This is a genomic window from Halohasta sp. A2, assembly GCF_056175805.1.
This window is the reverse complement of record NZ_JAQFWV010000025.1, coordinates 17,682-41,652: the sequence shown is the minus strand read 5'-3', so window position 1 is coordinate 41,652 and position 23,971 is coordinate 17,682. Positions and strand designations below refer to the sequence as shown.

Genomic DNA, 23,971 nt, shown 5'->3' with positions numbered 1-23,971 from the left:
GTGCGGATCACGGAATCTATCGATTCCGTTGATCCGTGACTCCCCAGCGACACAGTAGTTCAGCACTGGTGAACGATCTATGAGACTGCTACGAAATCGTCTCGGCATGGAACTGCTATCCAACTACCTCCCGCCGTATTCACCGATGTTCAATGCCATCGAGCCGATCTGGAAGAGCCTCAAACGAAAGATTTCACCACAAATCTTCGAGAATCGAGAGCATTTCAAACAGTTTGTCACTGACACATTCTTAGATCTCTCTCAACGTCTTGGATTTGCGAATGGTTGGATCAAAAAGTTCCTCACCGATATTCAAAAGTTACGCTGACCACTCTAGCCTCATCGAGCCAGTGAATCTCCGATTCGCGTTGTTCGACTGAGCGAAGCGAAGTCGAGTTGGAAAATCTCTGATTTGCGCTGTTCGACGAAGAGTAGCCCGCGCCGACTATCCCTTACAGCGCTGCTCAGGCAACTCTTTATCATCTACTCCACAATCGTCAATTATACTATATGAAACTGCAGTTCTGTGAACAGAGATGCTCATCAACGATAAATATAATAAAGCCTATTATTGAACGGCTCATGAATTAATATATGACAGTCGTTAGCGTTTCAATGCCCGAAGAGCTACTCAATCGAATCGACACCTTTGCCGACGAACACGGCTACACAGGTCGAAGTGAGGTCGTCCGGGAGTCCGCGCGCAATCTGTTGGGCGAGTTCGAAGACAAGCGGCTCGAAGACCGGGACCTCATCGCCATTGTCACCGTGTTGTTCAACTACGAGACGACAAGCGTCGAAGAGCGGATGATGCACCTGCGGCACGAACACGAATCGCTTGTCGCCTCGAACTTCCATAGCCACGTTGGCAACCACTACTGCATGGAGCTGTTCGTGCTCGAAGGCCAACTCACCGAGATATCGACGTTCGTCGGCAAGATCCGAGCGACTCAAGACACCCTCTCGGTCGACTATTCGGTGATGCCCGTCGACGAGTTTAGCTCGCTGAACGATCTCAACTGAACTGTTTCGAACGCGTCGACCAGAGCACTATCTCAACTGAAGCGTTTGTCGACCCACGCACGGATTTGGGACCTGTCCGGGAGTTGTTTGTCGTCGAACGGAACGTACCGATAGGCGACGACGACCGAGAACACTGCAAGCCCGAGGCCAACGACCACATCGGTCGCCCAGTGAATACCGAGATACATCGTCGAGACAATGACGCTCACCGCGATACCGCTTGCGACAACGAACCAGAGCGGATAGGATTCACGCGTTTTGTACGCGAAAATCGCAACGGTTGCGGACAACGACGTGTGGAGTGAGGGAAAGACGTTGGTGTTCGTGTTGACCGCACTCGTGAGGAACTGATACTCCGGATTCGGGCTGTACAATAGGTTCTCAGCGGCTTCGATGTTCCGCGGTCCGAAAGCGACAAACAAAATATACAGAAGGAGTCCGAGAAAGTAGTTGAGACTGTAGGCGACGATGAGCCGCTTGAACGTCTCACGGCGTTGAAGTGCAACGTAAGCTAACACGGGAAAGACGAGCAAGAACACGTAGCCAAACACATACACATTCGAGAAGTACATCGTCAGTAGTTCTGTCTCGAATGTCTGGATGTTCGCCACAAAATCTCCCTCGATGGCTTCGATGGTATCGGTGATATTCCAGCCGATGAGTTCCGATACTCCCTGGGCCGAATCGCGGACCAGCGAGTTGATCACTAACACCCCGATGAGCACGGTGAGATACGGTGCAGAATCACGCAGTCGAGGCGCTAACTCCGAACGTAGCATCGTGAGTCGACTCCGACCGATGATCGTGACCGCACCGACTGTACAGAGCGTGAGGACGACGACAGTGACTTCGAAAGCGAGTGCGCGTAACATTAGCGGTGTTGTGAGATGAGTTTATTGTCCGAGCTGTACTTGAACCCGTTGGATCGAAACTCCGAACGCACGTCTTCGACCGCGAGATTGCCGTCCGTACCGAAGAACGGCACCGAAGGGTCGGCGTCGTCTTCCTCGTCCCACTGCAGCGACTCGGCGAGCCAGTCGGTTTCTGCAAGCGGGCTCGTTACGGGGACGCCATACCCGCCGAAGCTATCGTCAACGAGTAGCGATTTGTCGACGAGCCGGGCGATGAGGCGTCGTACGTCGGGGTTCCGAAGGTTCTTTCGGCGGGTGTTGAATCCGAGATGGTAAAACGCGTTCGACCGATACTCGATAGATTCGATTTCGTCAGTGTCTTCGAACGCCTCGATCGTATCGACGCCGAGTGTGGCCGTGGTGGCGTCGGCATTGCCTGCCGAAAGCAACGCAGCGGCAGCGCCCGCCGACGAAACCGATTGGACGGTAACCGTCTCGAACGCTGGCAAACCGCTGTAGGCCTCCGGCGGCGGCTCGTACGTTCCCGTTGGAAGTTCAACACCGGATCTACGACCGGTCTCGGTGCCCGGTCGTTGGTCGTCTGCAGGGTTTTGTGTATTGTTTTCCGCAGTTTCGTTTGCAGCTCGCGTCGACTGATTGCCTTGCGAGTTCGTCGTTGTGTTGGGTTCGCCGGGAGTCAGCGACCGCCAGAGGAAGTGTGGTTCGAACCGCGAAAACTCGGCGGTATCACCGTCTTCCTCTTCGAACTGGAGTGGACCGCTGCCGATCGCCGAGGCGTTCGATGTCGTAAGCGCGGTCGTTGTCGGACCGGGTCGGCTGGTCAGCCGTTCGACATCTGTCCGTGCTTCCCAGATGTCTCTCGGCAGTATCGGGACCGTGAGCGCCCGCTGGGCGATCTCCGTGGTGGTGTCGACGAACTGGATCGTGAGTTCGTGGCTGTTTTTGACGGTCACTGTGTCGACGAGTGAGATCCGCCCACCGAAGCGTTCGGACGGAATCGGCTCGTCGGCCTCGCCCAGCGAGGTATCGCCCAAGAACCGGTAGGTGAAGTCGACGTCGAACGCCGACAGCTGTGCGCCGTTGTGCCACTGAACGCCCTCTCGGAGCTGGATGTCTACCGACAGCGGCTCGGAGTCATCGTACCAAGTAAGCTCGTGGGCGAGCCAGGGGATGTACTCAGAGCCGGTCTCAAGGGCGATCGAATCGTACACCAGATCGATCACCGACTGTTCTTGCTGGTAGGCCGCCGAGATCGGGTTCCGATTGGACGTGATACGGTTCGAGACGGTTGCAAGTCGGAGCGTTTCGGGCTCGTCGCTGACGGATTCGAGTTGCAGCAGATTGTGTGGTCGCGTCGGCCCGCCCTGTGAGGACGGTCGATCATCAGGATCCCACCCGGTGAATCGGTCGGTTCGAACGCCAGTCACGAGGTCGGGACAGACGAGTGGGGTGATCGGCTGATGACGGGCCAGTACCGACTGGAGTTCGTCGACGGCCTGTTCCCGACGATCCCCACTGGTCGACCGCTGGGCATCTAATGCATCATCACACGACTGTTCGGCGAAGCCAACGGGGTTCTGCCAGCCGAGTTCGGTGTCGAACGACGACCCGAACATTGTGTACAGCACGTCGGGGTCCGACAGCCGATTGTAGGGGAACTGTCCGACATAGATGTCGAAGTTGTGGTTCAACAGCACCTGCCGAACGAACTCCTGGATTCTCATCACCGTCAGCGTCACGTCGACGCCAGCGTCTCTGAGGTTCGATTCGAGGTGTCTGGCGATACTGACCGCATACGGGTCCGCATCAATCGGCAGCGTCTTGATTTCGAGCGAGAACTGTGAATCCGACCCCCCGAAAATACCCTGTATCCGTCCAGTACAGCCAGCTGTCGAAGTTGTTGCGGCTGCTGCTCCAGCGAGGAGGGCGCGACGAGAAAGCGAGAACGCGGTGTCTGGAGGAGTCATCAGTTGGTAGACAACATATTCGGCCGTACACGTATAATAAGACAACGATCCGATAATCTCAAGAAACTGAGACATTCATGAATGAAAGAATACGTTTCGTGTCGTTACGGGGTCGGTAGGTTCGTAAGCTACCGCTCGCAGCACCCGGACAGCAGGTCGACGATGTGGGCGTGGTGGTCCCCTGAGATCCCGTCGACGCTGGGCGTCGGCCGGGCGGTGACGCCATCGACACAGCCAGCCGACACACACGCTTCGAGCAGTGATCGTTCGGTGCGGCCAGTGTGCAGCAGATTCCGGCCCGAGCGCAGCGACAGTCCCGCGACGATGCCGTAGGCCCCCCAGTTCGAGACGCCAGCGACGACGAGGGCGTCGACCGACTGGACGCAGGCGATTGTCTCGCCGTGGTCGACCGCCCGCTCAACGGTCGATCGGATCGATCCCATGCCGATCTCGTTGCCGCCGTCGCCGACACCGACGGTTGGAATCCCGCGATCGGTCGCCTCCTCGAACAAATCGTCGACCGGGCCAACCGACCGCGAGATGTCCTCACCAGCCATGTTTCGGTACGCCCTATCTGCGGTGCGACCGGGTTTTTCGACCGCGACGACCGCGGCGGGATCGTAGCGGTCCAACAGGTCACGACTGGGTTCGGTCGCGGCTGAATCGGTCGAACCGGGCGGGTCGACGGTCTTGATGTCCGGCGCGTGGAGTTCCAACTCGGTACAGAGCGCTTCGATTGCGGGTTTGAGCGCGGGCTCGACGACGAACACGGGCCTCGCGCCGAGTATGTCGAGTGCCCGACCGAGAACGACCGCCCCGAGGGGGCCGTCGGTCTCGGGACTCCCAACCGAGATGATCGGAAAGCCAGTCGAGATGAGCACGGTCGACCCCGGTGAAATCGCTGCCTGGAGGTGGTCGGCCGCCCGCGTTACCAGTGGCTCGTCATCGTACGACAGAATGCCACGGGCGGCGTCATAGAGTGCCCGACTGTTTCGTCCACCCAGATCGAGCGTGATCAGGTGGTCGATTGCTGCGAACATGGTGGCTGTTGCCAGCCACAGCGCCTAAAGCTAGTGGGTGGGACCGCTCAGGCGGCGTCTGGCGTCGCCCGCTTCGGCTTGTCCTTGTCCTCGCTGGCGCGGCGATTGCTCACCACGAGCGCCACGAAGAGGACCAGTCCCAGCCCGCGAAGCACGAGGTCGAACATGAGCGTGCCGACGGCGAGTTGCAGGCCCGCGAGTCCGAGCAGCCCCTGGATGATGCCGTGAACCAACAGCGGGGCCGTGAGCGCGAGCGAGGCGATGCCGAACGACGCACGCTCGATTCCGCTGACGGGGCCGTATAGGTAGCCGATCACCGTCGGACCGAGCGCGGCGACGCCGACGGTCAACGCGAGAATCGGGATGAGGACCTCGGGGACGAAAAAGCCGAGATCGAGGACGTCACTCAGACCGATAACCGCAGAGTCCGTGCCGCTTCCCCGGACGAGCAGGATTCCTGGTGCGAAGACGAACGCAAACGGAACCAGTGCCTTGTTCAGCGAGAGCGAGAACGCCTTGACGCCGGTCATGAACTGATCGCCTTTGGCAATACCCGAGGCGGCGTAGGCGGCGACCGCGACCGGCGGCGTGATGTCGGCGATGACACCGAAATAGAGGATGAACAGGTGGGCCGCGAGAATGGCCAGGCCGAACCCTTCGAGGGCGGGCCCGAGCATCGAGACGAGGATGATGTAGGTGACCGTCGTCGGCATTCCCATCCCGAGGATGATACACGCGAACGCGGTAATGACGAGCAGTAACACGAGCGAGTCACCGGCCACCACACGGAGCAGCGAGGTGAGATTCGGCCCCAGCCCCGTGACGGTGATGACGCCGGGGATAATCCCGGCGGCGGCGACCGCGATGACGACTTCGGTCGCCGTTCGTGCGCCGCTGTCCATCGATTTGAAGACGAAGGTTCCGAACCGAGCCATTCGGTTGTCGGTCAGGTTCGGCTGGCGGAATCGGTCGACGATCGTCCCAAGCGTCGCGTCGACCTGCGGGTCAAAATCGAGCAGCGGCGACGATCCGCGGTAGTTGAACGCGGAGAAACTCAGCCCAACCCAGAGCGTGATCCAGATCCACGAGGGGATGGCGGCCGGAACCGCCTCGGCGAGCGGCAGTCCGCCGTTGAATCCACCGCCGGAGATGAGCGTGTCGATAAGCGTCGTGATCCCCCCGCCGACCAGCAGATACGAGACCGCCGACAGCGCGAACAGCGCGCCGATCGTCCCGAACAGCGATGTTTTGATCCTCTCGTCGTAGGCCGTGATGACCGCGAGCAAGCCGACGATGGCGACGATCGTGAGCCACGCCGACCGGTCGACCGAGAGCCGCTCGATCAACAGGAAGTACAGCAGGATCACGATCGGGACGAGATAGAACCACCCACGCCGAAGGTGTGGCCGGAAGTCGACGATATCGTCGGCTTTCAGGCCGCCAATTCCTTCCTTGGAAGCTTTGAGGTGGACCATGATCCAGACCCCAAAGAAGAACAAGAAGGCCGGAACGGACGCCGCAAGGATCACTTCGGCATATGGGGTTCCCGTGTACTCAACGATGAGGAACGCTGCGGCACCCATGACCGGCGGCATGATCTGACCGCCGGAGGAGGCCGCCGCCTCGACGCCACCCGAGAACTCCGCATCGTAGCCCGAGCGCTTCATCAACGGAATCGTGAACGCGCCGGTCGTGACCGTGTTCGCCACCGACGAACCGCTGATCATGCCCATAAAGCCGCTGGCGATAATGCTGGCTTTCGCTGGTCCACCCTTTCGCTGGCCGGTGAGCGAGTAGGCCAGTTCGATGAACCACTTGCCCGCGCCGCTCATCTCCAAAAAGGCCCCGAACAGGACGAAAATGAAGATGTAGTCGACGCTGACGGCGACCGGCACGCCGAAGATCCCCTCGGTGGTGAACCACAGGTCCCGGACAATGCTCGTCCAGCTCGTTTCGGTAATCGAGAGCACGCCGATGTACGGAAGCGTTATTTCGGGTGGAACGATCGCGATCGGTCCCAGCACGATCCGAAGGGCGACCTCACCGTCTCGTGGAATGAGATACCCCCAGCGGGCGTAGACGATGAACGACGAGACGATCGCCATCAGGTAGATCCCGAGTGCCCGGCGGGTCGCTTCGAGCACCAACAGGATGCCCAGAACACCGACAATGTAACCGTAGGCGATCGAGTCGAGTGGAATCCCGACCGCCGACAGGAGGCTAACCGGGAGCTCTAAGAACGGATACACCTCGTCGACCGTGCCGATGACGTCGAAGCCGCGAACGCGCAGTCGGCGTACCTCGCTCCACTGGGTGGCCATGTAGATCGGCGCGAGCATCGCACCGCCGACCAATAGGACATCGGTCGGCGTCACACGGTCTTGGTCGGCGTCGAGGAAGAACCACCGAAACACAGCGGCGACCGTCTCGGTCGCACGTGTGACCGGATTGTTTGGCCCGAGTCGACTGCGTACCAGCGGCACGAGGCGGCCGAGACGGCGCGAGAGAAAGCCCTCTCCGGTACTGGTCGGGAAGATGAGAAACGCGAGAATGAGCGCGAACGAAACGTGAATCGCGTTAATCTGGAGCGACTGCAACGAGAGTATTTTGGCTTCGATTCCAACGAACGGAATCGAGATGTCGAACCGTTGGCCGCTCTCAGCGAGCCAGAGTTGGAAAACCGAGAAGGCGATGCCGACAAGTGAAACGAAGACTGCGACAACGCCACGCAAGGATCGCCGTCGCTCGATCTCGTCGATCAGCTCGATTTTGTCCTCGGCAGGGTTCTGTTTGTCGTCGATGCCATCGTCAGTCCGAGCAGGTGGTGTGTCTGTCATCAGTACGAGGGAGAGGTTGTGTTCATGACGTGTCCTGTATTGTGTTTAATTGATCTATCTGGTCTGAGTCGAGCGGTTACGACAGTCACGGATCGCTCACGAACGCCGATCTGAGTCGATCGGTCAGCGGTCGTTTTTCGACCGTGAAGGTGACCGATCGTCGGTCCATCTCCTCGCGGAGGTCGTACTCCTGGGATCCGATTCTGACGTGATGGTCGGCGACTGCACCCAGACTAACGGACAGTTCCTCGTAGCTCGTGTTCGGATAGAAGACGAACCCGCCTTCGTCAGTACGTTCGACGTCGGCGTTACTCGGAAGTCCGGCACCGTAAGATTCGAACTCCATGCGGTCAGTTTCGAGTTCTGTGCCATTGACCGTGTATGCATCGAGCACGCGGGTTTTTTCGACGCTGTGAGTGTACTCTATTTCGACTGGGGTCCCGTCGTCGACAGGCTGTTCGAGCAGCCGCTCGCCTGACGAATCGTCAGTGATAACGAGCACACGGTCGGTCGGAACTGTCGCGACACCGACCGCACTCACCGAAAGCAGCGTGAGAAACACGACGCCGAAAAGCAGCGCGCGGCGGACCATCACCGGACGCGTTGCTCTGTGCCCGCCAGGAGTGTGTTCATTGGTGTGGCCGCAGTGTCCATGCGTGAGTCTCCGTTGGGTGACCGAAGGCGTGGGCGGTTACTCGTCGAAGTACGCCGCCGCACCCTCGTGAAGATCGATCGACATGCCCTCTTGGGCGCTGTCGCGGCTGATGTCGTCTGCTCTGGTATTCAGATCGTCGGTGTTATCGAAGATCGCGGCGGTTATCGTTTCGACCATATCGGCGGACTCCTCTTCGCGGGTCGCGATCATCGCCATCACGGCTACGGTCTCGACGTCCTCGTCGACGCCATCGTAGGTGCCGCCGGGGATGGTCTCGTCGGCGAAAAAGGAGGCTTCCTCTTTGATCGCCTCGCGAGTGTCGCCGGAGATTTCGATGATGCGAATGTCGGTGCTCGTCGCGAGCTCTTCGATTGCGCCCACGGGGTAGCCGCCAACGACGAACGCCGCATCGATGTCGCCGTTGTTGATCTGGTCGCTGGCGGTTTCGAAGCTGCTGTTTTCTTCGCTGAAATCGTCCTCTTCGATGCCGACCGCCCGTAGGATGGCCAGCGCGTCTACCTGCGTGCCACTGCCGGTGTCACCGGTGTTGATCCGTGCGCCTTCGAGGTCTTCGAGCGTCTCGATCCCACTGTCATCCCCGGCGACTACGGTAATCGATTCAGGGTACAGCGTAGCGACGCCTCGAAGGTTTTCGACCGGCTCACCATCGAAGTCTGTAATACCTTCCCCTTCGCGGGCGAACGAGGCGATGTCGTTCTGAATGACGCCAAAGTTCGCCTCACCGCTTTCAAGTCCACCAACATTCTCGACGCTCGCACCGGTCGATTGAACCTGCAACGAGTAGTCGGTGTTGTCTTCGACGATGGTTTTGATGTCGTTCGACAACGGGTAGTATGTCCCACCGGTGCCACCGGCCCACCAGTTGAGCGTTTCGCCGCCTCCACTGCCGCCGTCGTCTTCGCTTCCGTCGTCACCTTCGCTTTCATCATCGCCCTCATCAGCACCCTGAATACAGCCAGCGAGGCCGACTGTTCCGAGAATACCGATCGATCCTAGCAGTTGTCGTCGTCGTGTTGGTTGCTCCATACAGGTCCTAAATAAACTATATACTTATAAGTATACCGCCTAATCGTGAAAATTGTAAATGAGAAAACGGAAATTAGGTGTGAAAAAAATATATTTACAGCTAATAAGGAAACAAATGACCATTCGTTTTACTCAGGCCATCGTCTGCTCGTCACTCTTAATTCATTTGTTGAGTCCACCATAATTTATAATTTTCTTTGTTGAGGGGAGCTCAACGGACGGTCTCCCACGTCGACCGTTCGCGGTCGTTCACGTTGGGTCGACCGACGCAGCTACTTCGCGTTAAGTCTCGATGGGCTGCCCGTATTGCAAGGTTCAAATGGGCTGAGCACACACCGAGTGGTAATGAACGGCAATCGGTTCGGTCGACTGTTCGAAGTGACGACCTACGGTGAGAGCCACGGCAAGGCGATGGGGGTCACCGTCAGCGGCTGTCCGGCGGGGCTCGAACTCGACGAAGACGAGATTCAGGCGGAGCTCGACCGGCGCAAACCCGGCCAGTCGATGATCACGACCTCCCGCGGCGAGCCCGACGCGGTCACGATCAACTCCGGGATTCAGGACGGCTACACCACTGGCACCCCGATCGGGATGGTCATCGAGAACAAGGACGCCCGGTCAGGTAAGTATGAACCATACATCACCGCGCCGCGGCCCTCGCATGGCGATTTCACCTACTCGGCCAAATTCGGCACGCGAAACTGGGGCGGTGGTGGCCGTTCCTCAGCGCGCGAAACGGTCAACTGGGTCGCAGCCGGGGCGATTGCCAAGCAGATAAACGAACAACACGGTATCGAAGTCAAAGCTCACGTCAACCAGATCGGCGACGTCCGCGCAGACGACGTCACGTGGGAAGACATGCTGGAGCACACCGAAGACAACGAGGTCCGATGTGCCGATCCCGCGGCTGCCGATAAAATGCGCGAGTTGGCCGACGAGTACCAGCAAGCCGGAGACTCGATCGGCGGGTCGATCTACTTCGAGGCTCGCGGCGTTCCCCGTGGGCTCGGTGCTCCCCGATTCGATTCGTTCCCGTCGCGGCTCGGTCAGGCCATGTTTTCGATTCCCGCGTGTACGCACGTTGAGTTCGGACTAGGCAAAGACGCCCGCGAGTGGACCGCCAGCGATCGCAACGAGAACTGGGAGTTCGACGACGAGGGCGACCCGACGCCGGTTGGCAACAAACACGGCGGCCTCCAGGGCGGCATTACGACCGGCCAGCCGATCTGGGGTGAGGCCACGTGGCACGCGCCGACGTCGATCCCGAAAAAACAGGAGACAGTCGACTGGGAGACGGGTGAGACAAAGGAGATCCAAGTTGTCGGTCGACACGACCCAGTGTTGCCGCCACGCGGTGTGCCAGTCGTCGAAGCCATGTTGAACCTGCTGATCGTCGACTTCATGCTGCTTTCGGGCCGAATCAATCCTGACCGCCTCGACGGCGATATCGGCGAGTACGACACCTCGTATCACCCACGAAGCCCCAACAATATGGACTGAGACCCGAAGTCACTGACCGACCTGCACCCTGTCGACTGCGAGCAGCCTTTTCGGACTATTAATCGTTATCAACTGAGTGGCGGAAGCTGCCCGGCCACGACGAGTTGTTCGACCGAGTGTCTTTTCTTAAGATGAAATTCCGATCAGCGTCTGATTTCGGGAGGTACCAAACGGGTCTGCTCGAAACCGCACTACTTGCTACTTTGTAGCATAGGTAAATTATTTGAACCATATCCCGACTGAAGGTGTAAGTACAAATGTAACGTACGCTATTTGGTAGGGATACCGACAAAAATTGGAGTCTTTCATTATCGTTCCTTGGCAATCCATAGCAAACTCTTTTACGCGGGGATAGCAAATCACGGATACTAGTGGCCCACAGTGGCCGTGACCTCAAATTATGACTGACAACGAACTCATCTGGCGGATTGCAGGAGGTTCCGGTGACGGGATCGCCTCAACCAGCCAGAACTTCGCCAAAGCACTGATGCGTTCAGGGCTGGACGTATTCACGCATCGACACTATCCGTCGCGGATCCGCGGCGGCCACACGTATACGGAAATCCGTGCTGCATCGGAACCGGTCAAATCCCGAGGCGACGGCTACAACTTCCTGCTCGCACTGGGTGACTCGTTCGCACGGAACCCGAAGGAGGGTTCTGTCTACGGCAACGAGGAGATCAAGCCCCTCTCGGAGAACCTCGATGAACTCCACGAGGGCGGCGTCATCATCTACGACTCGGGGCTGCTCGATGCTTCCGAGATCGAGAACTTCGACGAGCGCGTCGAGGAGAACAACTGGCACGTCTACGATCTCGACCTCCGAACGATGGCCCGCGAACAGGGCCGCGAGGTCATGCGCAACACCGCCGGTGTCGGCGCGACCTGCGCGCTCGCAGGGATCGAACTCGAATGGATCGAAGACCTAATGACCGAGGCGATGCCGGAGAAGATTCTCGAACCAAACCTCGAGATTCTCCACAACGCCTACGAAATGGTCGAAGAGGAGTACGACGTCGACGAACACGACGTCAAAATCCCTGAGGGTTCGCATGACGAAGAACAGGTCCTGCTTTCGGGTTCGGACTCAATCGCCTACGGTTCGATCGACGAGGGCTGTCGGTTCATCGCGGGCTACCCCATGACCCCGTGGACCGAAGTGTTCACCATCCTGTGTCAGAACTTCCCAGAGATCGGTGGCATCTCCGAACAGGTCGAAGACGAGATCGCTGCGGCCGCACTCGCGGTCGGTGCCAGCCACGCAGGCGTCAAAGCGATGTCCGGGTCCTCGGGTGGCGGCTTCGCCCTGATGAGCGAACCACTCGGCCTCGCAGAGATGACCGAAACGCCGGTCGTCCTTATCGAGGCGATGCGCGCAGGTCCGTCGACGGGACTGCCGACCAAGCCCGAACAGGCCGACCTCGAACACGTGCTGTACACCTCGCAGGGTGACTCCCAGCGCGTCGTGTTTGCGCCCGGCACCGTCGCCGAGGCATACACCCAGACCCGACGAGCGTTCCAGATCGCCTACGAGTACCAGATCCCGACGATCGTACTCTACGATCAGAAGCTCGGCGGCGAGCTGATGAACGTTCCCGCCTCCGTCTTCGACGAGGAGCCGAACCCATCGCTGGGTTCGACGCTCACCGAAGAAGAACTCGCAGAGGCCCCACACGACGAGAGCGGCAAGTACAGCCGCTTCCAGCACGACGTCGAAAACGGCGTCAGCCCACGGTCGATCCCCGGCCAGAAGGGCGGCCGCTTCCTCGCGACGGGTAACGAACACACGCCCGAGGGACACATCGAAGAGTCCCCCGAAAACCGTGTCGCCCAGATGGATCGGCGAACCCAGAAGCTCGAAGCGATCGCAGCCGATCTGGCCTCCCAAGACGAGAGCCACCAGACCTATCACGGCCCAGACGAGGCCGAGTACGGACTGATGACCTTCGGCAGTTCGCAGGGAACCGTCGAAGAGGCCGTCGATCGGCTCAACGATCAGGGCTACTCGGTCAAATCGCTCGGCGTCTCGGATATGATGCCGTTCCCGGAAGGCGAGGTTTCCGAGTTCATCGAGAGCGTCGACGAGGTGCTCGTCGTCGAGATGAACGCCTCCGCACAGTTCCGCGGACTGACCCAGAAAGAACTGGGCCAGTACGGCGAGAAACTATCGAGCTTGCTCAAGTACAACGGCAATCCGTTCGAACCCCACGACATCGTCGAGGGATTCGTCACGACGATCGTCGAGGACGAAGAGCTTAGTGGAATCGAGACCAAATTCGTACCAGCAGCAGGTGACTAACTATGAGTGCATTTTCAGCAATCGGAGAGGGACAAGAGGTCGACCAGAACGACTACACGCCGGAACTCGAACCCCAGGCAACCTGGTGTCCTGGCTGTGGTGACTTCGGTGTCCTCAAGGCACTGAAGGGCGCCGCCCAGGAGCTCGGTAAATCCCCCGAAGAGATGCTGCTCACGACGGGGATCGGCTGTTCGGGCAAACTGAACAGCTACTTCGACAGCTACGGCTTCCACACCATTCACGGTCGATCACTGCCGGTCGCCCGAGCGGCCAAACTCGCCAACCCCGGCGTTGAGGTTATCGCCGCTGGTGGCGACGGTGACGGCTACGGCATCGGTGGGAACCACTTCATGCACACGGCGCGTGAGAACCACGACATGACCTACATCGTGTTCAACAACGAGATCTTCGGCCTCACGAAGGGCCAGACCTCGCCGACGAGCCCGAAGGGTCACAAGTCGAAAACCCAGCCCCACGGCAACGCCAAAGAGCCGCTTCGCCCACTGTCGCTCGGTCTGACCTCGGGTGCCTCCTACATCGCACGGACCGCGGCAGTCAACCCGAACCAGGCGAAGGAAATCATCATTGAGGCGATGGAGCACGACGGCTTCGCTCACATCGACTTCCTCACTCAGTGTCCAACCTGGAACAAGGACGCCCGACAGTACGTTCCCTACATCGACGTCAACGAGTCCGAGGACTACGACTTCGACCCAACGGACCGACGTGAGGCCGCTGACATGATGGCCGAAACCGAGGAAGCCCTCCACGAGGGCAAAGTCCTCACTGGTCGGTACTATGTCGATGAGGATCGACCATCCTACGGTCAGGAGAAACGCGCCATCGGTGAGATGCCCGAAGAGCCACTCGCCGAGCGCTACTTCGACGACTCCTACGAATGGGAACGGTCGGCTGACCTGTTCCTCGATAAACACAAATAGGTCAGCGCGTCACTGTCGACCTGTTTTTTTACGGGCGGTATCGTTTTTCTATTCGGAAGATATTTTTTGCTTGGAGCAAAAGCTATACGTATGAGTACTACATCGACGGAGGATCGTATTCTTTCTGTGCTCGAAGAAGACGCACAGGCCTCCTACTCCGAGATTGCCACCCGTGCGGAGGTTTCGAAGCCCACGGTCCGTAAATACATTCAAAAACTGGAGTCCGAGGGCGTAATCGTTGGGTACTCGGCGGATGTCGACCCGAAAAAACTCTCTTCGCAGTCCATCGCGCTGGTCGGCATCGACGTCGCCAGCGAGCTGTACGTCGAGGCCACACGTGCGCTCAAATCTTTCGATTCGGTTGAGTCGCTCTACACCTCCTCGGGCGACCATATGCTGATGGCAGAAGTTCGGGCCCAAGACGGCGACTCGCTGGGCGATGTGATCAGCGACGACATCCTCGCGGTCGAGGGCGTGACCGCGGCCCATCCCTCATTCCTCCAGGAACGGCTGAAATAACGAGAAAGAATCGACTGTTTTCGTCGATCCAATTAGTGGTCGTTTTGTATTCTGGTGAGTCTCTGGTGCGAGACTCCGTCTCTCAGGTAGTTCGTCTACGTTTCTAATTCGTCTGCGTGTCTGTTATTAGTTCGTCTGTTGTCGGGTCGAACCCACGTCCACACTGTGATTGCGGGTTACAATCGACTACAGGAGAACGATGCTCGGGACGAGCAGGCCTGCACCGAGCGCCGTCATAAGGTCGTCGGTGGTAAAGCCGTAGACAACGCTCGCGGTCGCCAACATGAGCCCGACACTGGCTACCAGAAGGGTACTCCGCTGGGCTGTTGTCACCGCGTGTTGTTTTACCGACTGAAGCGAACTCATACACTCGCCTGTACGAACTACGCACACATAAATATCATAAAGCAAATACGTCATGATATAAGCATATCGTGACGTAGCGAGGTGATTGAGACAATATCACACTCGTGATTTACAGTAACGAAAAGAAATAGGAATCAGTAGAGACGGCTCAGTTCGTCGGCTTTGATCAGTTTTGCGTTTGCGGTCGGTCGTGGGAGTGAAACCGTGATCTCCGTTCCACTCGAAGAAGTTGATATATCAATTTCACCGTCATGACTGTCGACGATCCAGCGGATAATCCACAACCCCATTCCGCTGCCGTGAGACAGTGGCGTTTCCCGACCACCTCGGAGGATCTGTTGTTCCTGATTCGGCAGTCCGCTTCCGTTGTCAGTGACTGTAATCGAGACATCGGTCACCGATGGCTCGACAGTGACATTCACCGTCGGTGTCTCGCCTCCGTGTTTGACCGCGTTTTCGATCAGTTCGTACAGCGCGGTCTCGACGGTCCGAAAGGAGATGAGCTGGACATCGCGTGGGGTTCGGAGGACCACTTTTGCGATGGGGTACTCCTCGCGGATGGCTGCTGTCGTTTCACGAGCCATCCAGGAGATCGAATACTCCTCCCACTCCGAATCGTGTTGGGCGATGTCTTTGACATGGCGGGATTTCTCTCCAAGCGCCAACAGTTGCTCGATTCTCGACCGGATCGTCAGCAGCTCTTCGGGCGGCTTGGCCTGTTCGGAAAGCAGTTCGACGTGTCCGGCCACGATTCCGAGGTCGGTCCGAAGGTTGTGTCGAAACACCCGACTGAAGATCTCGATGAGGTTGTTCGTGTTTTCGAGTTCGAGTTCGAGCGTGTTCGCTTTGATCTTCGATTCGATGATCTCGGCCAGACAGTCGACAAACGCGATCTCGGTGTCGGTAAACGACTCCAGCCGCGGTGATTTGCTTCCGAAACAGAGCGTTCCATACAGTTCGCCGTTGATCTCGATTGCCGTACTCAGGTAACAACTCCAGCCGTGTTCCTCGTATGGGCGTTCGAACTCACTGCGCTGAGTGGGTGCATCGTGGACCGCAAGGGTATCGTTCCGTGAAATTGCAAGCCGACAGAACGTCGTTTGCAGGTCAACCGTGTGCCCGAGTGGTGCTGGCCCGCCGGGTTCGTCGGTAGTTGCGACGACCTCCCAGTGGTCCAGTTCGGGAACGATCCGCGTGAGATGGCCGTGACCGACGTCAAACTGTTCGGTTCCAGCCTCGATGATCCGGTCGACCGTTTCCGAAAAGGGGAGATCCAGTTCTAGGAGTTCAGCCAGTCTCTGAAGTGGTGTAGATGAGTTCGATGACTGTCGCATTTATATACTAACTAGTGGACGAGATAATATACATACGCCAGTAAATATCACGGCTGAGATCCCTGTCGGGCTGTTTCGCCGACATCGAGGCCCAATTTTCGGTCGGTATGTCGGCGATACAATCTCTCAGCAAGGGGTCGGCCACGCGAGTGGTGTCTCACCGTATTGGGCTGTGCAGTCCTTTATACGCCAGTACGACGCCGACGACGAAGAGAGCCGTTGCCAGGTAGATCGGCCCGAGGTGGGAGACCCAATCGTGGCCGAAGCCACCGACGTAGTGCATCGGGAGGGCGATCACCAGTCCGGTGACTGCGGCGGCGATGGCGGTTGCCCACGCCCACCGAAGTCGCTGGCGGACGCCGAACCACGAGAGGGCGGTGACGGCGATTCCCGTCGAGATGATGAATCCCGCCGTGGCAACGTGGAGGTGGCTAATGTAAAAGGCGACCGTCGGGTCCAGCTCGGCGGGCGTCAGCCCACCCAGATGGCTCACGCCGATCTCAAAGCCACTGCCTACAAAATTCAGCGCGAGAAAGACGATCCCGTAGCCGATAAAGCCGACGCCAGCCAGCGCCATCAGTAGCGATCCCGTCCACAGCGCCGACCCGAAGCCGACCTGCATTTCCTGTTCTGTTTGTTGTTGTGTCGACATACTACTCACGGTCCATACTGAACCATGTGTACTGCCACCACGAGACACGATTTGTGTTCCGAATCTGTCGGTAACCGAACACCGAGTGAGCGGTGCTACGTGGTATCAGTCGACGATTCAGGTGAATAATGGCCACATGTGATCAGTATCCGCGCGTATTCGCAGCGAACAAACGCTCATACAGTCGGCGAGGGTGGGTCGGCCGCGGCACCGCTCAGCCGAGTCGATCGACGAACCGATCGAACGCACCACTCTCGGGATGGACGTGGGCGTAGGTAGCCAACGACTCGTATTCGAGAAGGCCATCGTGCTGGCCGTCGATCCCGTCGCCGCGGACGGTTTTGAAGGCGAATCGAGCATCGCTGTCGACGGTGGCCTTCGAGTAGTGGAACTCGTGGCCGCGGATCGACTCGCCCGAGCGAGCGGTCAGCGCGCCCGTTGTGGCTTCGAGTTCGACGTGATTCAGCGCCTGATACCGACCGCACATTTCGACATCGGCGGGCAAAATCCCGGCCATCTCGTAACGCTCTCCCTCGGCGGTTGTCAGCGACTGGCTCATCGCCATCAGGCCGCCGCACTCGCCGAAGACGGGGAGGCCGTCGCTGGCACGCTCACCGAGTTCAGACAGCGTCGACGTCTCGGCCAACTGTTCAGCGTGGAGTTCGGGATAGCCTCCTGGCAGATATACACCGTCACATTCGGGTACGGGGTCGCCAGCGACCGGCGAGAAGGTCCGGACTGTCGCACGTTCGTGGAGGCGTTCGATAGCGGCTGGATACCGGAAGCAGAAGGCGGCGTCACTGGCGACCGCAACCGTCGCGTCCGTTCGGTCGACTGTCGCTGGCTCGGTGTCGATTTTCCGTGGCTCTCGTGCCACGTCGACGAGCCGATCCGTTTCAAGCTGTTCGGCGGCCGCCGAGAGCGCTTCGAGCGGAAGGGTGGCCTCATCGCCCATTTGGAGTCCGAGATGTCGGTCCGGGATTTCGAGATCGCTGGACGGCGGTATGCGACCGAAGTAGGTCAGACTCTCGGGAAGTGCATCTCGAATTCCCTGTTGATGTCGACCGCCATGGGCGCGCTGGGCAATGATTCCCGCCACGTCGATCTCCCGGCCAATCGCGTCGGCGTACTCTCGAAAACCGTAGGCAGTGGCCGCAACGCTCTCCATTCCGGCTTTGGCGTCGACCACGAGGACGACCGGCAGATCGAGGGCTTCGGCCACCATCGCCGTGCTGGAGCCGTCGCCGTCGTACAGGCCCATTACGCCCTCGATGACGCAAATGTCGCCCTCGCCACGGGCGTAGTTCCGGGCCATCCCTTCTTTTCCTTCGAGCCACAGATCGAGCGTTCGTGAGGGTCGACCCGCCACTGCTTCGTGGTGGCTGGGGTCGATGAAATCGGGACCGGCCTTGGCTGGCTGGACCGCGTAGCCCGCCTCGTCGAGCGCGCGGATGATCGCCAGCGTGGCGACGGTTTTGCCGACGCCAGAGCTGACGCCGCCGAGAACGAACCCCCTCATTCGACCCTCCGTCGAACTGCCAGCACCGACAGATCCGAAAACGGCGTATCCTCGGCTCCCGAGCCGCCAGCGTGCTCTGAAAGCTCCGCCAACGAGAACTGCGAAACCGATTCATCCTTGTGGGTGAGTTTTTCGAGAACTAGCGCCTCCAACGCGGGATCCGCGCCGTGGTCCAACAGATGCGCGGCGATGTCGCCGGGCATCCAGTCGAACGGCCGCGGCAGGACGAGTAAATGTCGCTGGCCGACCGCATTTATAAGCCGATCCAATCCAGCCGAGATGTCGCCGCTCTTGTGGAGGGTGACGAACTCGGTGTCTTCCATTGGTGTCCGGGACCGACTCGCCGCGATTTGTAGCGAGGAGATCCCCGGTATGATCTGGACGGGCGTGTCGACCACGTCCTGCACCTTCCCGACGAACTGGTATCCCGAGTGATTCGGATCGCCCATCAACACCGCCGTCCCGCGCTCACCGTCGGCAACGCGCTCCGCAAAGCTGGTTAGGGCCTCCCTTTCGTCTCGGTAGCCACAGGTTAACAGGTCGGCGTCAGTGAGATCAGCAATGAAGTCAACCACGGTCGAAAAGCCGACAACGACGTTCGCCTCCTCAATGGCCCGTCGACCGCGAGGCGTGAGGAATTCCAGATTACCGGGGCCGATGCCGACCGCGTACACTGGCGCGTCGACCTCGTCGATGTCTGGTTCGGCCGCGGCCGCCGCATACGTCGCCGGATCGGGACCCGAATCGAGATCGTAGTCGCTCACTGGTCGACCTCGATATCCAGCTCTAGTTCGCCAGTTCGCACGTCCTTGGCGACGTGGATCAGTTCGTTGGTGAGTGCGGCCGCAAGGCCACTGCCGCCGCGTCGACCGACGTTCGTGATCGCGGGCACGTCGTATTCTTCGGCGACTTCTTGGATTCGCTCGCGACTCTCGACAGCTTTCACGAATCCCACTGGCGTCGCAACGATCACCGCCGGGCGTGTCCCGTTTTCGATACAGTCCGCAAGCGCGAACGCCGCGGTTGGGGCGTTGCCGACCACCGCAATCGCGTCGTCGTACACACCCTGCTTGTCCAGTTCGAGGACCGATGCGGCGGTCCGGGTCATCCCTGTTTTCTTGGCGAGTTCTGCGCCGTTGCCGATGGCTTTGCGTTTCTCGCAGTTATGCCCGCGGCCCGTGATGCCAGCTTTGGACATCGTGATGTCGGTGACGATGGTCGACTCCCGGAGCACCGCCGCCGCCCCGGCCCGAATCGGCGCGTCCTCGTCCGGTTCACCGGCCTCATTCGTGCCGGTAAACCGCAGAAGGTGCTGGAACTCGATGTCACCCATCGAGTGGACCGATTTCTGGCGGAACCGATCCGCGAGCGTCTCGTCGGGGACGAACTGCCGGACGATGTCCATGCTCGTCTCGGCGATCTCCATGGCCTCCTGTGTCGTTGCGCCGAGGTCGGCGTACTCTTCTTCGATCTCCGGGTCCGCCTCTTGCTCAGTCATCCGAAACCTCCGGGGCCGGAGCACTCGCACGCGCTTCGAGGTCGCCCTCGATGCCGAGGTTGATGTCTCGAAGCCGGTCGACCGTCTCCTCGTCGGCGTCCCAGAGGTCGCGCTCGATGGCCTCCAACAAGGTATCAGAAATCGATTCGAGCGCCCACGGGTTGACCTCGCGCATCCACTCCTGGCGGTCTTCGTCGAACGCGAACTTCTCGGCGACGTCTTCCCACAGGGTGTCGCTGATGACGCCCGTCGTCGCGTCCCAGCCCATGACGACGTCGACCGTCGTCGAGAGGTCGCCTGCACCCTTGTAGCCGTGCTCGGTCATCGAGTCGAGCCATGCTGGATTGAGGACGCGAGCCCGCATCGCCTTGCGGACTTTCTCCTCGTTGGTGTACACTGAGACGTTTTCGGGGTCCGACGAATCGCCGACGTAGGAGGCGGGTTCGCTGCCGGATACCTCCGCCACAGCGGAGATGAAGCCGCCGTGGAACGCGTACCAGTCCGACGAATCGAGTTCGTCCTGTTCCATCGTGTCCTCGATTTTGACTGTGGCGTCGACGTTGGCGAGACGGCGCTCGAAACTGTCGTGAGCCTCGCTCACCTTGCCGCGTTTGCCCATCGCGTAGCCACCCCACTGGACGTACACATCGGCGAGATCCGAGCGATCCTCCCAGTTGCCCTCGTCAACGGCCTTGTTCGTCCCCGCGCCGTAGCCGCCCGGTTTCGTGGTGAAGACGCGGTTGGTTGCTGCCTTCTTTGCGTCTTTGGCATCAAAGCCGTCGGCCTCCAACTGCTCGGCTTCCTCCTGGACGTGCTTTTTAATGTAGTTCATATCGAGCGGTTCGTCGAGGTCGACAACCGCCGAGACGGCGTCATGGATGACGCCAGCCGCCGCGGGGAATGCATCCCGGAACAGCCCCGAGACGCGCGTGGTCACGTCGATCCGGGGTCGACCGAGTTCGTCCAGGGGAATCGGGTTCACGTCGTCGATCCGTCCGGCCTCGGTCCACTCGGGTTTGACGCCCATCATCGCCAGCACTTGGCCGATGGTCTCACCCTTGGTTCTCACGGTGGGTGTTCCCCACGCGACGACGCCAATCTCCTCGGGGTAGGCGTCGTGTTCGTCGTGATGGCGGTCCAGGACGCCCTCAGCTACGTTCCTCCCCACTTGCCACGCGTACTTGGCCGGGACTTTCCGCGGATCGAGCGTGTAGAAGTTTCGTGCGGTCGGCAGAAGGTCGACACCCCCACGCGTCGGCGCACCCGACCCGCCGGGTGGGACGTATGCGCCAGCGAGCGCGTCGGCAGTTCGCGGGATTTCGTCTTTGGCCCCCTGAACGCGCGGGGCGGCCTCCTCGCAGATGAACGCGAGGGCTTTTCGCAGGTCGTCGTGAGCGCTCGACTGGGCGCGGCCGTCGCCGAGGGTGTCGATGTCGACCACGAGTAGATTGATGTTCTCCTCGTCGTCTGGTCCGGCCTCTCGTTCGGAGTCCGGGACGTCGAACTCGTGTTCGGCCAGCGTCCGGATCAGATCGATGCTGGTCTCCTGGACGTGGTCGGCAGCCTCGGCGTAGGTCATGCCTAACTGGTCGTCGTACTCACCCGGGCGGTTGCGCAGGGCGTCGTAGTCGACGCCTAACACGCCTGCGACGCTCTCGCGGAGGCTCGGCACATCGCCGTTTTCGAGTCGGGTGAGCGCGACCAGATACTCCACGAGTCGGTCGTCGACTGGCGGTTCGCTCATGGTGTGGAGGCCCAGTCGAATCTGGGTCGTTTTTATGTCGGTGAGGTACTCGTGAATGCGCTCGACGAGTTCGTCGACAGCGAGGTCCTCGCCTGAAACGTCGCCCTCGGCGAGCGTCGATCCCGCCTCGTCGGGACCGCGAACCTCCAGTTTCTCGTCGATAGTGCCCGAAATTCCGAGTTCCACGGCCAGGTCGAGTTCGTCGACGCGAGCGCGAATCAGGTCTTCGAGGTGGTCGCCGTCGTCTTCGCGGGCGTCTTGCATCCCGGCCTCGCGGTACTGGTTGGCGAGGTCTTCGAGTTCGGCCAGTTCGTCGTAGGTGCCGGCGTTCGCCATGACGGGCGTGAGATAGTCGACAATCGCGGCGTACGAGCGACGCTTGGCCTGGGTTCCCTCGCCGGGGTTGTTGACGATGTAGGGGTAAATATTGGGAAGATCACCGATGAGCTGGTCCGGCGCGCTCGCGCCGTTCAGTCCGACGGTTTTGCCGGGGAGCCATTCGAGCGAGCCGTGGGTGCCGAGGTGAACGACCGCGTCGGCCTCGAATGTGTTTCGGAGCCACGCGTAGAAGGCGTAGTAGTCGTGCGGCGGCTGGAGGTCCGAATCGTGGTACACTTTCGATGGATCCATCCCAAACCCGCGCGGCGGCTGGACCGTCACGAGCACGTTGCCGAACTCCGCGCCGGGGATCGCAAAGGGTCGACTCGGTGGCTCGCCCCACTCCTTTCTGATGTTCTCTTGGAACCGTTCGTCAGCCTGCTCAAACCATTCGGCGTACTGGTCGGTGGCGACAACGTCGACCGACCGCTCTCGGACGTCTTCGGGTGCGACCCACCGGTTGTCGAGGGTAAGCTGGCTCGTCAGCGTGTTTATAAGTGTCTGGCCGGAGTCGGGCACCGAGCCGCCGAGGTCGTAGCCGCGGGCGTCGAGTTCGTCGAGGAGATTGACGGTGCTTTCGGGCGAATCGAGACCGAACGCGGTGCCGATTCCGTCGTCGCTCGGCGGGTAGTTGTGGAGGACGACCGCGACGTTCTTGTCGGCGTTCTCGAGGTATCGAAGTTGCGCCCAGTTGACCGCCAGCCGGGCAGCGTGGTCGACACGATCCTCGATGGGGAAATGCTGTTTCGGCGCGCTGCCGATCCCCGCATCGTCGTCCATTCGCTCCTTGCCCGAAATCGGATGCGTGATGACGTTGCCGTCGAACTCTGGGAGGGCGACCGACAGCGCGAGTTCGAACCCCATGACGCCCGTGTCGCTGGCCTCGTAGCGCGACCGCGAGCGCATGGTCGTGATCGTCTGGAGCACCGGGACGCCGAGTCGGTCCAGAAAGACATCTTCTGCCCCCTGGCCCTCGTCGCTGGCAGATCGACCGCGCTCGTCCATCGACAGCGAGAACATAAAGGACGACAGGACGGCATCGACGAGTGGCTCGCCATCGTCCAGGAGCCAGTTGTCGGTCACCCATTCGGCGTTTTCTTGCCCGTCTTCGTCGGTCGCCGGATTACAGAAAATCGGGAGAGCGTTCGCGCCCAGGGATTCAACGGCGCGGACCTGTGCGTCGACGTAGCGGGTGTTTTCGTGGGTCCAGTGGGACTCGTAGAACCAGATTGCGACCGTGGGCGCGTCGGAGTCGAAGGTGTCGATGAGGTCGTCGTAGTCGATACCCGGATAGTCCGGGTGGTAGACCCCCTCGGTCGGGAGTTCAGTGGGGTCGTCGTAGTCAGTGTCGACACCGCCGTACTCGCTTGCGAGGAACCGACAGCAGTTCTCGATGTTGATCGTGCCGCCGCGTTCGAGGTATTCATATATGAGATCACGATCTGCCTCGGAGACCGAGGTGTCTTCGAACGCAAACGCGTCGCCGGTGGCTTTGACGATGAGGGGGACACCCATCTCGCGGAGCCGACCGACGGCGTACTCGTAGCCGGGCATACTGTCCTCGCCGCCGTGAAGCCACAGGACGACTGCCGCCGCGTCGTCGAGTTCGTCGACGAATGCCTCGACATCCGTCTGCTCGTCGAGATCGCTTTCGGAGCGGACGACGAGATCGATACCATCGAGTCGGCCCGCCGCCCGCTGGACGGAGCCGAGTTCGTTTTCCGTTGCCGTATAGAGGCCAATCCGTGTCATCTTTATAAATTAGCGTTGTAGTAGCGCA

General features: G+C 59.9%; 19 protein-coding genes. 6 read left to right on the top strand and 13 right to left on the bottom strand.

The features are described from left to right. The first annotated feature begins 79 nt into the window (after nt 1-79). Together O2S87_RS09425 and O2S87_RS09420 are read left to right on the top strand one after the other, a co-directional pair. Entirely contained in the window at nt 80-328 is a 249-nt protein-coding gene (locus O2S87_RS09425) for a transposase (protein ID WP_475408544.1), read from the top strand. Nucleotides 329-594: 266 nt separating this feature from the next. Beyond that, nucleotides 595-1,023 carry a CopG family ribbon-helix-helix protein gene (locus O2S87_RS09420; RefSeq protein ID WP_475408543.1) on the top strand — a complete coding sequence of 143 codons (429 nt, stop codon included), beginning with the start codon at nt 595-597 and terminating at the stop codon, nt 1,021-1,023. A gap of 32 nt (nt 1,024-1,055) precedes the next feature. Here the strand turns inward: O2S87_RS09420 and O2S87_RS09415 are convergent, their stop codons facing one another. The 6 genes from O2S87_RS09415 to O2S87_RS09390 all read right to left on the bottom strand — a co-directional run bounded on the left by O2S87_RS09415 (nt 1,056) and on the right by O2S87_RS09390 (nt 9,441). After that, nucleotides 1,056-1,895, bottom strand: a complete 840-nt coding sequence (locus O2S87_RS09415; RefSeq protein WP_475408542.1) for a phosphatase PAP2 family protein — start codon at nt 1,893-1,895, stop codon at nt 1,056-1,058. Next, a complete protein-coding gene (locus tag O2S87_RS09410; protein WP_475408541.1) occupies nt 1,895-3,862 on the bottom strand; it encodes an ABC transporter substrate-binding protein in 1,968 nt (655 codons plus the stop codon). Before O2S87_RS09410 ends, O2S87_RS09415 begins: the two co-directional genes overlap by 1 nt. A 128-nt stretch (nt 3,863-3,990) precedes the next feature. After that, complete coding sequence (locus O2S87_RS09405; protein ID WP_475408540.1) at nt 3,991-4,902, bottom strand: DUF4392 domain-containing protein; 912 nt, start codon at nt 4,900-4,902, stop codon at nt 3,991-3,993. A gap of 47 nt (nt 4,903-4,949) precedes the next feature. Further along, nucleotides 4,950-7,739, bottom strand: a complete 2,790-nt coding sequence (locus O2S87_RS09400; protein ID WP_475408539.1) for a TRAP transporter permease — start codon at nt 7,737-7,739, stop codon at nt 4,950-4,952. An 85-nt stretch (nt 7,740-7,824) separates the two neighbouring features. Beyond that, nucleotides 7,825-8,331 carry a DUF1850 domain-containing protein gene (locus O2S87_RS09395; RefSeq protein WP_475408537.1) on the bottom strand — a complete coding sequence of 169 codons (507 nt, stop codon included), beginning with the start codon at nt 8,329-8,331 and terminating at the stop codon, nt 7,825-7,827. A gap of 99 nt (nt 8,332-8,430) precedes the next feature. Then, a complete protein-coding gene (locus O2S87_RS09390) occupies nt 8,431-9,441 on the bottom strand; it encodes a TAXI family TRAP transporter solute-binding subunit (protein ID WP_475408536.1) in 1,011 nt (336 codons plus the stop codon). Between the two features lie 345 nt (nt 9,442-9,786). Here O2S87_RS09390 and aroC point away from each other — a divergent pair, with 345 nt between their 5' ends. The 4 genes from aroC (at nt 9,787) to lrpA1 (ending at nt 14,700) form a co-directional block, all read left to right on the top strand. Then, complete coding sequence (gene aroC / locus O2S87_RS09385) at nt 9,787-10,941, top strand: chorismate synthase (RefSeq protein ID WP_475408535.1); 1,155 nt, start codon at nt 9,787-9,789, stop codon at nt 10,939-10,941. A gap of 400 nt (nt 10,942-11,341) precedes the next feature. Then, complete coding sequence (locus O2S87_RS09380; RefSeq protein ID WP_475408534.1) at nt 11,342-13,240, top strand: 2-oxoacid:acceptor oxidoreductase subunit alpha; 1,899 nt, start codon at nt 11,342-11,344, stop codon at nt 13,238-13,240. A gap of 2 nt (nt 13,241-13,242) precedes the next feature. Further along, nucleotides 13,243-14,181, top strand: coding sequence for a thiamine pyrophosphate-dependent enzyme (locus tag O2S87_RS09375; protein ID WP_475408533.1), 939 nt, complete (start codon nt 13,243-13,245; stop codon nt 14,179-14,181). A gap of 90 nt (nt 14,182-14,271) precedes the next feature. Next, the gene (lrpA1, locus tag O2S87_RS09370; RefSeq protein WP_475408532.1) at nt 14,272-14,700 is read left to right on the top strand and encodes an HTH-type transcriptional regulator LrpA1; all 429 of its coding nucleotides are present in this window, start codon (nt 14,272-14,274) and stop codon (nt 14,698-14,700) included. A 186-nt stretch (nt 14,701-14,886) separates the two neighbouring features. Here lrpA1 and O2S87_RS09365 read toward each other — a convergent pair whose 3' ends face one another. The 7 genes from O2S87_RS09365 to cobN form a co-directional block, all read right to left on the bottom strand. After that, nucleotides 14,887-15,066 carry a hypothetical protein gene (locus O2S87_RS09365; RefSeq protein ID WP_475408531.1) on the bottom strand — a complete coding sequence of 60 codons (180 nt, stop codon included), beginning with the start codon at nt 15,064-15,066 and terminating at the stop codon, nt 14,887-14,889. 134 nt (nt 15,067-15,200) lie between these two features. After that, complete coding sequence (locus O2S87_RS09360) at nt 15,201-16,400, bottom strand: GAF domain-containing sensor histidine kinase (protein ID WP_475408530.1); 1,200 nt, start codon at nt 16,398-16,400, stop codon at nt 15,201-15,203. A gap of 157 nt (nt 16,401-16,557) precedes the next feature. Beyond that, on the bottom strand, nt 16,558-17,052 hold the full coding sequence (locus O2S87_RS09355; protein ID WP_475408529.1) for a hypothetical protein: 495 nt from the start codon (nt 17,050-17,052) through the stop codon (nt 16,558-16,560). 214 nt (nt 17,053-17,266) lie between these two features. Continuing rightward, nucleotides 17,267-18,571 (bottom strand): cobyrinic acid a,c-diamide synthase, encoded by a 1,305-nt coding sequence (locus O2S87_RS09350; RefSeq protein WP_475408528.1) that lies wholly within the window; start codon nt 18,569-18,571, stop codon nt 17,267-17,269. Next, nucleotides 18,568-19,335, bottom strand: coding sequence for a cobalt-precorrin-7 (C(5))-methyltransferase (locus O2S87_RS09345; RefSeq protein ID WP_475408527.1), 768 nt, complete (start codon nt 19,333-19,335; stop codon nt 18,568-18,570). The genes O2S87_RS09350 and O2S87_RS09345 overlap by 4 nt, the downstream gene beginning before the upstream one ends. Beyond that, entirely contained in the window at nt 19,332-20,069 is a 738-nt protein-coding gene (locus O2S87_RS09340; protein ID WP_475408526.1) for a precorrin-8X methylmutase, read from the bottom strand. Before O2S87_RS09340 ends, O2S87_RS09345 begins: the two co-directional genes overlap by 4 nt. After that, complete coding sequence (gene cobN / locus O2S87_RS09335) at nt 20,062-23,943, bottom strand: cobaltochelatase subunit CobN (protein WP_475408525.1); 3,882 nt, start codon at nt 23,941-23,943, stop codon at nt 20,062-20,064. Before cobN ends, O2S87_RS09340 begins: the two co-directional genes overlap by 8 nt. Nucleotides 23,944-23,971: the final 28 nt, after the last annotated feature.